At 37.9% G+C, this 14,776-nt stretch carries 15 protein-coding genes; 10 read left to right on the top strand and 5 right to left on the bottom strand.

Annotated elements, in window-relative coordinates:
• Nucleotides 1-298: 298 nt before the first annotated feature.
• Nucleotides 299-970 (bottom strand): YcxB family protein, encoded by a 672-nt coding sequence (locus A6J60_RS02525; protein ID WP_096064605.1) that lies wholly within the window; start codon nt 968-970, stop codon nt 299-301.
• A 426-nt stretch (nt 971-1,396) separates the two neighbouring features.
• Here A6J60_RS02525 and serS point away from each other — a divergent pair, with 426 nt between their 5' ends.
• Nucleotides 1,397-2,683, top strand: coding sequence for a serine--tRNA ligase (gene serS / locus A6J60_RS02520; protein ID WP_096064604.1), 1,287 nt, complete (start codon nt 1,397-1,399; stop codon nt 2,681-2,683).
• A gap of 68 nt (nt 2,684-2,751) precedes the next feature.
• Nucleotides 2,752-4,752: a transketolase gene (gene tkt / locus A6J60_RS02515; RefSeq protein ID WP_096064603.1), complete on the top strand. Its 2,001-nt coding sequence runs from the start codon at nt 2,752-2,754 to the stop codon at nt 4,750-4,752.
• Between the two features lie 348 nt (nt 4,753-5,100).
• On the opposite strand, the gene A6J60_RS02510 is transcribed toward tkt, so the two are convergent.
• A complete protein-coding gene (locus A6J60_RS02510; protein ID WP_096064602.1) occupies nt 5,101-6,405 on the bottom strand; it encodes a hypothetical protein in 1,305 nt (434 codons plus the stop codon).
• 116 nt (nt 6,406-6,521) lie between these two features.
• Nucleotides 6,522-7,217, bottom strand: a complete 696-nt coding sequence (locus tag A6J60_RS02505) for a hypothetical protein (RefSeq protein ID WP_127891425.1) — start codon at nt 7,215-7,217, stop codon at nt 6,522-6,524.
• Between the two features lie 315 nt (nt 7,218-7,532).
• Here A6J60_RS02505 and A6J60_RS02500 point away from each other — a divergent pair, with 315 nt between their 5' ends.
• The 5 genes from A6J60_RS02500 (at nt 7,533) to A6J60_RS02480 (ending at nt 10,998) form a co-directional block, all read left to right on the top strand.
• A complete protein-coding gene (locus A6J60_RS02500; RefSeq protein ID WP_096064600.1) occupies nt 7,533-8,501 on the top strand; it encodes a transporter in 969 nt (322 codons plus the stop codon).
• A 120-nt stretch (nt 8,502-8,621) separates the two neighbouring features.
• Nucleotides 8,622-8,948: a hypothetical protein gene (locus tag A6J60_RS02495; RefSeq protein ID WP_096064599.1), complete on the top strand. Its 327-nt coding sequence runs from the start codon at nt 8,622-8,624 to the stop codon at nt 8,946-8,948.
• Nucleotides 8,949-9,337: 389 nt separating this feature from the next.
• A complete protein-coding gene (locus tag A6J60_RS02490) occupies nt 9,338-9,709 on the top strand; it encodes a hypothetical protein (protein ID WP_096064598.1) in 372 nt (123 codons plus the stop codon).
• A gap of 59 nt (nt 9,710-9,768) precedes the next feature.
• Entirely contained in the window at nt 9,769-10,248 is a 480-nt protein-coding gene (locus A6J60_RS02485; RefSeq protein ID WP_096064597.1) for a DUF2059 domain-containing protein, read from the top strand.
• Nucleotides 10,249-10,314: 66 nt separating this feature from the next.
• Nucleotides 10,315-10,998: a C39 family peptidase gene (locus A6J60_RS02480; RefSeq protein ID WP_096064596.1), complete on the top strand. Its 684-nt coding sequence runs from the start codon at nt 10,315-10,317 to the stop codon at nt 10,996-10,998.
• A gap of 79 nt (nt 10,999-11,077) precedes the next feature.
• Here A6J60_RS02480 and A6J60_RS02475 read toward each other — a convergent pair whose 3' ends face one another.
• Both A6J60_RS02475 and A6J60_RS02470 read right to left on the bottom strand, forming a co-directional pair.
• The gene (locus tag A6J60_RS02475; RefSeq protein WP_227526172.1) at nt 11,078-11,503 is read right to left on the bottom strand and encodes a hypothetical protein; all 426 of its coding nucleotides are present in this window, start codon (nt 11,501-11,503) and stop codon (nt 11,078-11,080) included.
• Nucleotides 11,504-11,514: 11 nt separating this feature from the next.
• Nucleotides 11,515-11,901: a helix-turn-helix domain-containing protein gene (locus A6J60_RS02470; protein WP_096064594.1), complete on the bottom strand. Its 387-nt coding sequence runs from the start codon at nt 11,899-11,901 to the stop codon at nt 11,515-11,517.
• Between the two features lie 89 nt (nt 11,902-11,990).
• Here A6J60_RS02470 and A6J60_RS02465 point away from each other — a divergent pair, with 89 nt between their 5' ends.
• The 3 genes from A6J60_RS02465 to istB all read left to right on the top strand — a co-directional run bounded on the left by A6J60_RS02465 (nt 11,991) and on the right by istB (nt 14,757).
• On the top strand, nt 11,991-12,194 hold the full coding sequence (locus tag A6J60_RS02465; protein WP_096064593.1) for a hypothetical protein: 204 nt from the start codon (nt 11,991-11,993) through the stop codon (nt 12,192-12,194).
• 243 nt (nt 12,195-12,437) lie between these two features.
• Entirely contained in the window at nt 12,438-14,021 is a 1,584-nt protein-coding gene (gene istA / locus A6J60_RS02460; RefSeq protein ID WP_096064592.1) for an IS21 family transposase, read from the top strand.
• Complete coding sequence (istB, locus tag A6J60_RS02455) at nt 14,014-14,757, top strand: IS21-like element helper ATPase IstB (protein ID WP_193778011.1); 744 nt, start codon at nt 14,014-14,016, stop codon at nt 14,755-14,757. Before istA ends, istB begins: the two co-directional genes overlap by 8 nt.
• Nucleotides 14,758-14,776: the final 19 nt, after the last annotated feature.

The following is a 14,776-nucleotide window of genomic DNA, read 5'->3' as shown; positions in this document are numbered from 1 at the left end:
TATCCTTCAACACCTATAATAGTAGCAAAACAGGGTGTATTAGTTAAATATAATGTATTGAATTTTGTGATAGGTTTTATAAATTAAACTTCTATATTTAATTTAGCTTTTTTCTTATTAGCTACTATCTTAACCAATATAAGGTGTCAGCTTAATGACATTTTACAAATCAAAAAGTAAAGCCAACCCATTCTAACCAACGGTTTTAATATGTTAGCTATTAAAAAAGGCAGATTATCTAATAGCGTGTGCTTATTAAATAGTCTGCCTTCAATTCGAACGGCTTGGCTTAAATGGTTTACTGACCTAATGCCTGCATGTTTAAGCCTTTTTCAGGAATGACTTCTTGCAGGTGAGTGCGAACGGTATCAACCGGGAACTTTTGCGCTTTTAAACGTTTTGGAATGATTTGGCTGCCTTGCTGACCTTGCATTTCAAACATCATAAAGATGTAATCATCGGTCTCTTCCCAGCTTTTAACTGAGGTCCAAGGAATAACCGCTTGCTGATTGTTAGCGGCACGCATCTGTAAGCTGCCACGCATTGATTTCGACATGCCACTGTTTTTTGGCTGTAGGCCTGCATTTGGCGCAGGGATGCTCATGATTAGACCATGTTTTTGCACGCCAAGCTTTAACTGCTTCATTTCATCTGGCATTTCTTGCTCAGCCATCTGCTTTTCAAATTCACGCTTAACATACCACTTCATGCCAAGGGTACGAATCAAGATATAGATCACAACCAATACCAACATCAGATAAAAGATAAAGGTTGAGTAGCCTTTGACGAAAACAATGCCTGCGATACCGATGGCGGTAAAAATCGCCATAATAATCCACTCTTTCATTTTAATGCCAGATAGGCCAAAAGAGGGCTGTGATTGCTCAAATAACTCATACTGAGCTTGGTGAAATTCTTCTTCGGTTAAGTTGATATCAACAGGTTGTAAGGTGTAAGGGTAAAGAGCCATATAATTACTCGAATAGGATATTAAAAAAGCGAAACTAAAAAGACAGTGATAAGCCGCCATTGTGCCTGATTTTGATGCAAATGACGCTTGTCACAGAAACTTGTTATAGAGATAGGCTTATCTTACCGAAAACTGGGGTCAATTGAAACGTTTAAGCCGTGTGTGAGTCACAAAAATATTGAGTTTCAGCCAAAGCTTAGGTGTCTTAGCCTGTGATTTGGACTATTTTGTCTACTTTTATCGGCTATTTGTAAACTTATCTGCGTTTAAACGTGGTCAAAAATGTCAGGTCTTGGTATTATAGTCACCATTATTTTTACGGTTGTTTTTATTTGATAGTCATCTGTTAGATATGCTTGATAAGGCATTGTCTAATCTACTTAAAATACATTTTAAAAGTCTAATACACTTAAAAAAAGGTGCTGCATGATTGATCCTAAGTTATTACGCCAAGATTTAACTGAGCTAAAACAAAAGCTTGCTGGCCGTGGTTATGAGTTGGACGTCGATTTTTGGCAACAAATGGAGTCAGAACGCAAAGCATTGCAAGTACAAACCGAGAATTTGCAAGCCAAGCGTAATGCCGGCGCCAAACAAGTGGGTGTATTAAAGAAAAATGGCGAAGACGCCAGTGAGCTATTGGCTGAGATGCAAAATATCAGCAGTGAGATTAAACAAGCAGAAGAAGACCTAAAAGCACTGCAAGATAAAATCAATCAAGCCGCCCTGCAAATTCCAAATATTCCTGCCGATGATGTGCCTTTAGGTGAGTCAGAAGAGGACAACGTTGAAGTACGTAAGTGGGGCACGCCGCGTCAATTCGATTTTGACATTAAAGACCATACTGACATTGGTGAAGGGCTGCACATGCTTGACTTTGCAGCAGCCGCTAAATTAACCGGCAGTCGTTTTAACGTATTAACCGGCCAGCTTGCGCAACTACACCGTGCATTGATTCAGTTCATGCTAAATACGCACACTGTAAAATATGGCTATACAGAATGCTATCTGCCATACATTGTGAACTCTGACAGCTTGCAAGGTACGGGTCAGTTACCAAAATTTGAAGATGATTTATTTAAGCTAACCAACCACACCAACAATGAAGGCATGGGCTTTTATCTAATCCCAACCGCAGAAGTGCCAATGACTAACTTGGTGCGTGGTGAGCGTTTAGAAGCCAAAGATTTACCGCTTAAATTTACAGCGCACACGCCTTGCTTTAGAAGTGAAGCTGGCTCACATGGCCGTGATACCCGTGGTCTAATTCGTCAGCATCAGTTTGAAAAAGTTGAGATGGTCAATATCGGTACAGCCGAGCAGTCTGATGAGTTACTTGAGCAAATGACCGCGCAAGCAGAAGACATTTTGCAGCAATTAGAGCTGCCATATCGTGTGGTCAAGCTGTGTACTGGCGATATGGGCTTTAGTGCTCGCCGTACATACGATATCGAAGTGTGGATACCAAGCCAAGATACGTATCGTGAAATCTCAAGCTGCTCAACCTGTGGTGATTTCCAAGCACGCCGTATGGGTACTCGCGTTAAAGACGGTAAGCAAACACAGTTAGCGCATACCTTAAATGGTTCAGGTCTAGCAGTTGGTCGTACATTACTTGCGATTATGGAAAACCATCAAAATGCAGATGGCAGCATCACTATTCCTGAAGTACTACGTCCATTCATGGGCGGGGCTGAAACCATTTCAGTTTAACTGTAAATTTAAGTCAGTATTAACCTTTAACTTTTAGTTTAATAGTCCACCAAAACCTAGGATTTACTATGTCGACACCTATATCTGAACGCAAACTCGCCAACGCCATTCGCGTGCTTTCTTTTGATGCGGTTCAAAAAGCCAATTCAGGGCACCCAGGCGCACCAATGGGCATGGCAGATATTGCTGAGGTATTATGGCGTAAGTTTTTAAAACACAACCCTAACGATCCACAGTGGCCAAACCGTGACCGCTTTGTATTATCAAACGGCCATGGCTCGATGTTAATTTATTCATTGCTACATTTGACCGGCTATGATGTGAGCATTGAAGATCTAAAACAGTTCCGTCAACTGCATTCTAAAACACCAGGTCACCCAGAGCTTGGTTACACCCCAGGTGTTGAAACTACCACGGGTCCATTAGGTCAGGGTATTGCTAACGCGGTTGGTTTTGCTATCGCAGAAAAAACCTTAGCGGCTCAGTTTAACCGTGACGGCCACAACATCATCGACCACCATACTTATGCTTTCTTAGGCGATGGCTGCTTGATGGAAGGTATCAGCCACGAAGTATGCTCGCTAGCCGGTACATTAGGTCTAGGCAAATTAGTGTTCTATTACGACGACAATGGCATCTCAATTGATGGTGACGTTGAAGGTTGGTTCACTGATGACACCCAGAAGCGTTTTGAAAGCTATGGCTGGCAAGTAATCAAAGTCGACGGTCACAACGCTGATGAAATCACCAAAGCAACGGAAGAAGCTTTAGCAGAAACCAGCAAGCCAAGCTTAATCATTTGTAAAACTATTATCGGTGTCGGCAGCCCGAACAAACAAGGTAAAGCGTCAAGCCACGGTGCACCACTTGGTGATGATGAAATCGCGTTAACCCGTGATGAGCTGGCTTGGAAACATGCACCATTTGAGTTGGCTGACGAAATCTATGAAGCATGGGATGCCAAAGCAAAAGGCGATGCGATTCAAAAGAACTGGGAAGCAGACTTTGAAGCTTACAAAAAAGCCTACCCAGAGCTTGCAGCTGAGCTTGAGCGTCGCCTAAATGGTGAGCTACCAGCTGACTTTGAACAAAAAGCACAAGAATACATCCAGCAGTGTCAAGATCAAGGCGAAGATGTTGCTAGCCGTAAAGCCAGCTTCAACGCTATCAATACTTTCCAGCCATTACTACCAGAGCTTATGGGCGGTTCTGCTGACTTAGCAGGTTCAAACTTAACCCTATTTAAAGACGCAAAAGGTATTGAGGCTGACGCTGATGGTAACTACATCTATTACGGTGTACGTGAATTTGGTATGACAGCGATTGCCAACGGTATCGCAATCCATGGCGGCTTTATCCCTTACGTGGCTACTTTCTTGATGTTTATGGAATACGCGCGTAACGCAGTACGCATGGGCGCATTGATGAAACAGCGCGTAATTCATGTTTATACTCATGACTCAATCGGTCTGGGTGAAGATGGCCCAACGCATCAGCCTGTTGAGCAGTTAACCAGCTTACGCAGCACGCCAAATCTACACACTTGGCGTCCATGTGACACCACTGAGTCTGCAACCGCTTGGGCAGAAGCATTAAAAGCGGACAGCACACCGTCTGCGCTTATCTTTAGCCGTCAAGGTCTGCCACATCAAACGCGTGATAGCGAGCAAGTGGCTAACATCGCTAAAGGTGGTTATGTACTGGCTAAAGAAAAATCTGAGCTGCAAGCGATCGTTATTGCGACTGGTTCAGAAGTTGGCTTAGCGATGAATGCTTATAATACGCTAAGCGATCAGGGTATTGGTGTACGAGTGGTATCTATGCCATGTGCTGAAGTGTTTATGGCGCAAAGCAGCGATTACCGTGAGTCTGTATTACCATCAAATATCCGTGCTCGCGTGGCAGTTGAAGCAGCGCACGTTGATTACTGGTATAAGTTTGTTGGTTTAGACGGTAAAGTGATCGGCATGACCACTTATGGTGAGTCTGCACCAGCTGCTGAGCTGTTCGAAGAGTTTGGTATCACGACAGACGCTGTGGTCGACGCTGTCACAAGCTTAGTCAAATAAAGTTATAGAAGTAATTGAGTAGGCTGAGGCTTTAGCCCAGCATTCAATGTAACGAAAAAAAGAGTTGTCAGATAATCTGGCAACTCTTTTTTTATGGTCGGTTTAAGGTTAAGATTTATTTTTAGCTATTCCCGCCATTCGCTACTATCTTGCACACCCACTGGCGCAGTGACTATAGGCGAGTAGTGTTCCAACATTCGAGCGACCACTCCTAGCCAAGTCACTGCAAGCCAGTGGTTGCACAAGTATATCCGCTACTGTCACGGCTAAACCGCTCCTTCGGTGCAGCATTAGTAGTATTTTATTCGAACGGATAAGAAGTATATGTAGGTCATGCGAGATGTCTGTTTATTCATCAACAGTACTAATGAAGTGAGGGTAAGGCGTAAAATCGAAAGAACTATCTTTTTCTAGAATCTTATCCTTGATTATTTTATAGTCTGCCCCTGCTTGGTTTCTTCCATAGGTCTGATCGTTATTTTCTGCATTTTCAAGTAAATATTTAAAAGTTTCTATGCTAAAATTATTCATGAATTTAATTACGTTAGAACAAGCATGGTCTGCACTATCAAAGTTCTGACTTTTGTAATAGTATTTGCATATTGCCCTATGGAGCCTATCCTGCATTTCTTTGCTAGTCGACACTGTATTTAGTCTATTCCATATATTATAACCAATTTTTTCCACATTCATTTCTTCGTCAATAAACTTATCTATATGGTCGTAATGTTCTACTAGGTTATCTTTATTGAAATATGCTCCTATTTGCCAAACTTTACGCTTTTCAATTGCTTTGTTAAGGATAATATGGAGGTCAGGGGCTAATAATGGATAAATAGAGGGTACTCTAGCTAAGAATACAATTAGGGGTGATGTAAATTTAATTTCATTTTCTATAGCACTATATGACTCAGGTTTACTCTTTATTATATTTTCAACTTCAGTTAAGTTATCTAATGCTAAGATTATTAGGAATCTAAGATTAACTTTTCTGTTAGCATTGGTATCCTCGTTATCTAACTTCAGAACGAACTTCCAAAATATTTCAAATAGTTTTAATTTTGTTTTAGGACTAAGACGAGATAAATACTTATGTTCGACATATTCTTGTAACTCTTCTAGACTTGAAAAAAGCTCTTGGTTCTCAGATAAATCATTTAGTATTTTTTCTAGTATCTTATCCGTATAAACTGGTGGTTTAAGAAATATTATCTCTAAAGCATTTCTTATTAGTGCTCTAGTAGTATCCTTATTAGGAACATATAGCCTTGTTAGTCCTTCTAATACAGGATGAGCAGATAAGTGTCTTTGTTGTTGCAAATACTCTAAGCTTTTAATTTCGCTAATATCTATTAAATCTGTATGCTTGTAGATATCTTGTACTAGCTCAAGCTCCCAAGCTGAAGATTTACTATTATCCTTCTTAAGCTTTTCAATTTTTTCTAAAATTTTTGTTGCCACGTCATCCCTATAAACCTCTTCAAGTGACTTCAATTTTTCTACAAGGTCTAAAACTACGACTGACCATAACATAACTACAGCTGACCTATAGTTACCATGTACATAACAGGAGTAGACCTCCTCAAAATAGTTTGCTGTATTCGGAGAATGTATTTTATCTTTTAGTGCTTCTAATGAAAACTCATCTCTCATCGTTTAAATATCCCGTAAAATAAGATAAAGCAAGCAGAGAACATCGAAAGTTGAGCGTAGCACAGGTGCAAAATATAATCTACAAGGCACTCATTTGATTTAACAAAAGCTCATATCTACATCATATCACCAGTAATACACGCCTCAGCATACGCTATATCATCCTCATCTAAATCAGGATGGCTCTTTAAATATTGCCGAATCACCGTTTCAGTATCAGGATGGTGAAGGTGATTAAGACCGTGTAAAGCACCATTTTGGCAGGCTTCACAATCAATCTTTAAAATTTTAGTTAAGGTATCAAACATCACGTTCTGCAAGGCTACAGTGTCATTCTTATCAAGATAATAACTAAACGAGCCATGCGAATAGCTATAGGCTAGACCATCCCACAACATATGCCGATGATGCCCAATAGAATCATGAATAAACAGCTTGGCATACAAATCATAAATTGATTCAATAACGGCTTGGCGCTTCTCAAAAGACAAGCGACTGTCGTATATCAGTTTGTCTAAGCCATGCTTAAGACCATTTAAAATATATTGCAACATAGCATCCAACTCAGCAACAGAGTATGTTTGCCATAACTTATCTGACTCTTTGAAAAAACGCTGATAAAACGCTAAAAGCTTATTGAAATCGCCATCTATCCAGTTTTTAGCAGGATATTTTTTATAGATATCTAAGTCATAATTATTTTGTTGCTTATTAGCGATATTCGGATGCGTAATAAAGCGGATAAACGTTTCGTAGTCTGCGTTTTGCAGGTCTAGATAGTTTTGTTGATTCTCATATTCTGCAAAAGACAAAGGTGTGTCATCAATATAGTGCACATTCTCATCAACATATCCATCAATTATTATGTGAGGTGACCAGTTATTCTTATCGTTAAATCCATGCCCAATGTTTACACTAAATTTAGATAGGCTATCATAAGCAATAAATATATTATCATTATTGATTTAACTGATAGCCTGAATTAAATTTTCTTGAATGACTATTGACAATCACTAACAGGATTAATACTATCATCTTAATTAGGAATGATTATTATTTAGCAGACGTATTAGAACGTTAATACTCACATCTAACAATCATAACTTTATTTAAACATTGGATATAAAATGGCTCAGTATCCCAAATTTGTTATTCATCTTATTTTGCTTAACACGGCAGGTTTGCTGACTGCGCCTTACAGTCATGCAGACTTGCCACTTACTATTGAAAGCCTAACCACTGATAAGGGAAGATTTAAGCTAGATACAACTGTGAGCTACTTTAATCAAAATAGTTCCAATTTATTATCTCAAGGCTCAACCAATATTGATCTGGGTGATGGCCGCAGCATCACTATTCCTAATATGCCGACAGAAGGGAAAGTAAATACTGATAATTTAATTGCAACACTTGGGTTGCGTTATGGCATAACTGAAGACTGGGAAGTGGGTGTAAAGGCAAATGCCTTAACTTTGGAGCAGAGGCTTGAACACAACGGTAAGGTAACGACCCAAAGTGATGATAGATTTCAAGACATCTTATTAACTACCCAATATCAGTTGACTAAAAACCATAATAGCTTACCTGATAGTTTAGTTTTTACCGAGTTATCTGTTTATGATAATACGCAAGGACTTAAGTCAGACTATCTAACTTCTGCTCTTGTTGGTAGTACCATTTATACTGTCAATGATCCGATAGCACTTAGCTTAACAGGCACGTATCAATATAACGGCAATCGAGATTTTAAAGAGTCGATAGGTAAAGTTGATATTGGTGATGTATTTTCATTAAATGGTTCGGTAGGGTTCGCAGTTAATCCTGATATCACGTTAAATACAGGTGTTGGCTGGCGTATGGTGAAAGGAGATAAATTTGATAACTCTGATATCTCTAGTGCTAAATATACTGAAACAAGCCTAAACGTAGGCTTGGCGTATGCTTTAAATGAAAGAAGCAATTTAACCGCCAACCTGCGCACAGCGGTATCTGGTGATTCAGGCAGTACTTTGTCATTAGGTATGACAACCAAGCTAGGTAAGTTGCCACCCCCTATCTCGGAGCAGTATCGAAAACATAAACAACAGACTCAATAAATTTTAGCTTTATTCAAATTCTGGCAGATGGACTAACTACCCATCTTAAAATTAAACCAGTTGCCCCGCCAGTGTATAAGGGCAACAGTCATTGAAAACTTAAATCATAAGGAAAGTGTAATGAAAAAATTAACTAAAATCGCTACTGCAACAACACTTGGTTTGGGCTTAAGTGTATCAGCAATGGCTTCAGAAAATATTCAAACTACCTCAAATCTAGCAGTTCAACCATCTGCTGATTTAAGCTATGCGTTTGATGATAGTCAAGACCTTCAAGTTATGGCTATGACTAATCAAGAAATGGAAGAGACCGAGGGTGCTTTTATTCCGATTATTTTAAACGTTGGTGGTCGTTTTGTAACTAGTCAGCTCGCTAAGCATTATATATCTAATGCAGCTTTAGTATATGGTACTTATTCCACAGGTAAAAGTTTAAGCAATAGATAGTAACGATCTCTTAGTTAAGCTATTTGTTTATACAGTATGTATAAGAAGGATTTTAAAGTAAATATTTAGAATCCTTCTTATTCTAATAGATTTAAACATTTATAAAATTATGATAAAAAGAAAATGTCCACGTTGCAATGAAAAAGTCATCAATCCATTAATGTTTAAAAAGCTTGAGCCCTATAAATGCTCAAATTGCAACTCTTTGATCCAGACCAATGCATTATTATCCTCAATTGTTTCGATAATCCTAGCATTTTATACTGGTTATCTTTACAGTAATGATATGTTCTACGGGGGACTATTCATATTCACCCTATTGGTAATACGTTGGTACTTTCTAGATAAAGTTGATGCTCTAACTTTACCATTGGAAACTGTCAATATTTATGACAATCATTAATATCATTATCTCAAAACAACAAGCGGAGTTTTTGCCAAAAGAACGTTACTTAAAATTCGTAGAGTACGTTAAGATTCAAAATTTCTTTGCTTATATAAGATATGATTATACGCAAAGTATGTTTGCCAGTCTTGATAATCAATATTATCAACTATCTGAAAGTGGATTAAGCTTGCTTAAAAAGCTAACATCACTAGATAATAATGAAGCTTACTGGTCTGTTATGCATCTAAAAAATAAGATGGGTGAAAAAGAAGCCTGTGATAACGCTTTGAGGCTAATAACTAATAAAGATTACATACAAGCTGATTTCAATCAAAAATTGAGTTTAAGCTACGATATTATTTATAAACTTTAGATCCTTTAAAATTAAAACCTCATTGCTATCTAATATAAGGACTTAAAAAGGAGTAAAAAGTGTCATTTTTAACTAAAACTTGTCAACATTTATTCTTATCAGCCACGCTTATGCTATCTGGCTTATCCATCACTCAAGTAAGTCATGCCGCCGTAGCTTTTCAAGCACAAGACAGTCAAAAAGTAGCCCTTGCTCGCAAACTTATTAATATGGATGGCTCTAAACAAGGTTTCAAGCAAGCCAATAAATTCGTCATAGAGTCTATGCGTAGTAATATGATTGATATGCCTGATGAGTTTTTTGACAGACTATCAAAAAAAATGGATAACTACGACTATGAAGCTCAACTTGCTTCTACTTATGCACAAGTATTATCCACTGATGAACTAAATGCTCTGATTGAGTTATATAGTTCCCCGATAGGCAAATCATTAGCTAATAAGATGGGGTTGTTAACGGAACGTATTGCTTTACAACAAAGTCAAATCTCTGAACAGATGATTCAACAAACTTTGGTTGAAATGGATATGCTGGATTAATCTATGTCGTTAGTTTAAGCGCGTTTTTGAATTTATCACTGGTATTAAGTTAGATAGGCATTATTTATGATTAATTATTCAAATAATGGTAAGAAAATATCACAAGTAGTGCCTTTCTTTTTAGCACTTACATTGCCCATTAGTACTTCTGCTGCGCCTATAGTGTTAAATACCAGTGCAGGTACAGTGTCTGATATTCCCATAACGACTTGGAAGCAAATGCGTGATGCTGGGGTTGTTAAACAGGATTTAGATTACTCTTGCGGTGCATCATCACTATCAACGGTATTAACCTACTTTTATAATACGCCGACTTCTGAGCAACAGATTTTAGAAGATATGCAGTTAACAGATATGATGGCATCTTTTCAAGATCTAGCAGAGGTTAGTCAAAAATATGGCTTTACTGCCAAAGGTATAGCAACCAATTACGACTCATTAAAAAAATTAAAAATACCTGCCATTGTCTATGTCAACCATAAACGTAGCGATCACTTTAGTGTTATTAAAGCCATTAACGACACCCATATTGTACTAGCAGATTCAAGCTGGGGTAATCGAACGTTAACACGCAAGCAGTTTGAAGATATGTGGCATACACGTTCAGATGACAATTTAAAAGGTAGCGTTTTATTGATACTACCCACTAATAATGATCAGAAGCTTAATACCAATATTGGCTTTATGCAAGTAAAGCAAACACAGCAATTATTAAGACAAAGTCCTGAGCTATTCCGTCCGTTTATGTAAACTGATCTTATTACTCTTTAAAAAACAGCTAATTATATATAAACTGAAAAACTTCCTTATAGCTAGCTTCTGGGTTCAGCTACTTATGATAAGAAAAATATTGGTTGTTATACCTATCAGCTAATCTTTTAGAAAAAATAGCACATATCAACAAAATGACTACTGCCAGCATTGCTGTGGAAAGCACAGGTACCACTAGAGGTGCTAGAAAGTTGTCTTTAAACATTGGCAATAAAAACCTTGGTAAACCACCCGTGACAATCAAGTGAAGCGCAATCACTAATGCACTTATTACCAAGCCCGCTAAAAGGCTATAAAAGTGAAAACGTTGCTCATTACGATACCTTGAAACACCAATACATTTATTACAGTACGGCATTCTTTGATAATCCTCAAAAGACAGCATACCATCGCCGTTCTTGCAGGGAAGCATTGAATTAATAGTTAAATCACCCCCGCAAACATTCCCATGATTATTGCTTCCTACCGTTACATGGTTGTGCATCAAAAAACCTCCTACTTAAGCTTAATATCTCTTCCAGCTATACTACCTGTATTACCATCCCCTACACTTATTGTATTACCAGTACCTGTTGCTTGTGCTTGCTCACCATACATCAAGCCAGTTATAACATGCTTTTGCACAGACTCTGATGCCTGCCTAAATAGTTCAATAAGTAGCTTTTCTTGTGTTGATAACAAAAGACTGTCTCGTCTACCAGTTATGACATAATTAATATCAAATCCTAATTCAGAAATTTTGATTAAATACTGAGCATCAGGATACCGTTTACCCTGCTCATAGTTAGATTGAGTAGGAATAGCAATACCTGCATAGTCAGCAACATCTTTTGCCTTTAAGCCAAGCCGTGAACGCTCTTCTGCCAAGAATAAATTACTCAAAAGATTAAATCCTATTGACATTAATTAATCGTATGATTAACATACATTATGTTAGTGCAATAAACAAAGTGTTACAAGGAGATTATGCCATGAGCGTTAGAGCTAAGACAACCCAGCGGGCAAAGCCATTTTTAGTGCGTTTGCCCTCATCTCATATCAGGCAAGCATATGAACAATACTGCTTAGATAATATGCGAAGTTTAGATGCCCAATCAGCAATGCTTATCACAAAAGAGTTACAAGCATCAGGTTATCTATCCAGCGAATTTCAAAGGATAAATCATAAGGATTAGTACGATAAAACACAGCGCAAACAGGAGGGGGTTATGGACTAAAAAAATCTATCAACAATTGAATAAACAGGCTGCGTAGATAAAGATGCACAGTATCCGTGTCTGATACACACAGATACTGCACAGGTGTCGTTTTCAAGCTTCGACATTACTATTGTTACGTTTCTAGTTGATGATGTCAATCAGAAACCGAGCATCTATGTTTGCGCATTGATATATTTTAATCTATTTTAGGAAATATTTATGCGTTTAGATGTTAAAACTCAACGTAAAATCATTCAATATCATTTAATTAATCCAAGCTATAGTCAACGTAAAATCGCTAGTATGCTTAGCATTTCACATAACACTGTTGGCAGGGTATTAAGACTCTATAAGCGGTGCACCATACATGGTGATGACTTGTTGAATCTACCTAATAATGAGTTTGAAGCCCAGTTAGGCTCACAGCCTAAAGTTTATCAACAGTCTCACAAAGTCGAACCTGATTGGGATTACATAAACGATGAACTAAAGAAGCGTGATATGACGCTAATGCTACTATGGCAAGAATACCGAATTGATTGCCCTGAAGGCCTGTCATACTCACAGTTTGCTCGTAAATATAGACAATGGCGTAAAACCAATCGGCTATCCATGCGTCAACACTATAAAGTGGGTGAACAAGTGTTAGTTGATTTCTGTGGTCGTACCATGCCTATACAGAATCCTGAAACAGGTGAAGTGCGTTACGTACAGGTATTTGTTGGGGTGTTGGGAGCATCGGGATATATATTTGCTTATGCTGTTGAATCACAGAAAATTAAAGACTGGTTACGCTGTCATATTGAAATGTTTCGTTATTTTGAAGGTGTACCAGAGCAAGTCGTTACTGATAATCTAAAATCTGCTGTCATCACCAATACTAAAACTCGGCTACAGATCAATCAAAGTTATGCTGAACTTGCTGAGCACTATAACTTTGCAATTAATCCAACTCGACCACGTAAACCCAAAGATAAGGGGTTAGCGGAGGTATGTGTACAAATCGTACAGCGAGGTATTTTAGCAAAACTACGTTATCGTACTTTTTTCTCATTAGATGAGTTAAATGAATCTATTTTGGCAGGATTAATTGAACTAAACGCTAAAGCCACTAAACGTTTTCCTACGTCAAGATATGAGCAATTTTTGAAGCTTGATAAACCGTATTTAACGCCATTACCACAATCTAGCTTTGAAATTAGGGATTGGCTGTACGACCAAAGAGTTGATGAGTTTTATCAAGTGAACGTGGATGGAGTGCGCTATAGCGTACCTTATCAATATGCGCATAAACAGATTGACATTGCTATCTCAGATAAATTGATTGAAATGTACTTTCAGCGTAATCGTATTGCTTCTCATGCTATCGCAAGTGATGGTCAGCTTGATGTGATTGATATTAACCATATGCCTAAAGACCATCAGTATCAAGCTGGATCGAATATTGACTACTTAAAACAATGGTCTGGGCAATGGGGAGATAATTGTGAGCTATGGGCGCATGAGTATTTGGCAAATAAAAGGGAGTTTAAGTCGAATTCGCTCAAATTTCGAGATTTTAAAGAGTGGGTTGTTGATAATAACTTTGAAGAGCGTCTTGATGGTGCATGCCAATGTGCGATTAATATGCAATCATTTAATATATCAACACTAAAAAAATTGGTATCCAGTAAAAGCTATTTAAAGTTGAATAATAAGTCTGGCAAAACTCATACAGATATTTGTCATGAAAATATTCGAGGTGCTGGCTATTACCAGCACATTATTCAACAAAATACTAGCTTGGAGAATAGTCATGCTTAATACAACACTACGTAAACAATTAAATGAGCTAAAATTAACTAGCTTTGTCGAATTATTAGATACCAATTATGAACTATATTTAAAACAAGGGTTGTCGTTTAGCGAAATGCTTAGTCTATTAAGCGATGCTGAAATACAAAATCGACATCAAAGGCGAATTGAAAGGCTGATAAAAGCTGCAAAGTTTCGTTATCCTTCTGCTAGACTTGAAGAAGTTACTTATGCGCCCAGTCGAAAGTTAGATAAAGCGATTATACAGCACTTAGCATCAGGTGGTTGGTTAGAGAAAAAACAGAACCTATTGATATTTGGTGCAACAGGTACTGGTAAAACATGGCTTTCTTGCGCTATAGGTATTCAAGCTTGTCGACAAGGTTATGAGACATTGTTCATAACTGCACATCAGTTACTTGAAGAGCTTAGTGATGCACTGCTTGATGGGAGTTTAATTAGATTAAGACGAAAATTGATAAAAAGTCGCTTATTGATCATTGATGATTTCGCTTTAGGTCAGATAGATATACAAATTGCACCATTATTACTAGAAATTATTGATTTACAGTCCATGAATGGAAGCCTAATGATTACTAGTCAGTTTTCAATAGAGCATTGGCATGATAAGTTCAGTGATTCAACGATCGCTGATGCTTTGTTAGATCGGGTTATCAATCAAGCGCACATCATAGAATTAAAAGGTAAGTCTATGAGAAAAGTGGCAGATGCTTTTGATGGATAATATTGAATAGTTTTCTATT

Origin of the sequence: Psychrobacter sp. FDAARGOS_221, from assembly GCF_002313155.2 — a bacterium.
Classification (GTDB): domain Bacteria; phylum Pseudomonadota; class Gammaproteobacteria; order Pseudomonadales; family Moraxellaceae; genus Psychrobacter.
Note: the sequence above shows the minus strand (reverse complement) of the source record. Positions and strands in the feature narration are given on the sequence as shown.

Coding starts and splice junctions, on each gene's coding strand:
- A6J60_RS02525 (WP_096064605.1), bottom strand. CDS start 970: ATGGCTCTTTACCCTTACACCTTACAACCTGTTGATATCAACTTAACC.
- serS (WP_096064604.1), top strand. CDS start 1,397: ATGATTGATCCTAAGTTATTACGCCAAGATTTAACTGAGCTAAAACAA.
- tkt (WP_096064603.1), top strand. CDS start 2,752: ATGTCGACACCTATATCTGAACGCAAACTCGCCAACGCCATTCGCGTG.
- A6J60_RS02510 (WP_096064602.1), bottom strand. CDS start 6,405: ATGAGAGATGAGTTTTCATTAGAAGCACTAAAAGATAAAATACATTCT.
- A6J60_RS02500 (WP_096064600.1), top strand. CDS start 7,533: ATGGCTCAGTATCCCAAATTTGTTATTCATCTTATTTTGCTTAACACG.
- A6J60_RS02495 (WP_096064599.1), top strand. CDS start 8,622: ATGAAAAAATTAACTAAAATCGCTACTGCAACAACACTTGGTTTGGGC.
- A6J60_RS02490 (WP_096064598.1), top strand. CDS start 9,338: ATGACAATCATTAATATCATTATCTCAAAACAACAAGCGGAGTTTTTG.
- A6J60_RS02480 (WP_096064596.1), top strand. CDS start 10,315: ATGATTAATTATTCAAATAATGGTAAGAAAATATCACAAGTAGTGCCT.
- A6J60_RS02475 (WP_227526172.1), bottom strand. CDS start 11,503: ATGCACAACCATGTAACGGTAGGAAGCAATAATCATGGGAATGTTTGC.
- A6J60_RS02465 (WP_096064593.1), top strand. CDS start 11,991: ATGAGCGTTAGAGCTAAGACAACCCAGCGGGCAAAGCCATTTTTAGTG.
- istA (WP_096064592.1), top strand. CDS start 12,438: ATGCGTTTAGATGTTAAAACTCAACGTAAAATCATTCAATATCATTTA.
- istB (WP_193778011.1), top strand. CDS start 14,014: ATGCTTAATACAACACTACGTAAACAATTAAATGAGCTAAAATTAACT.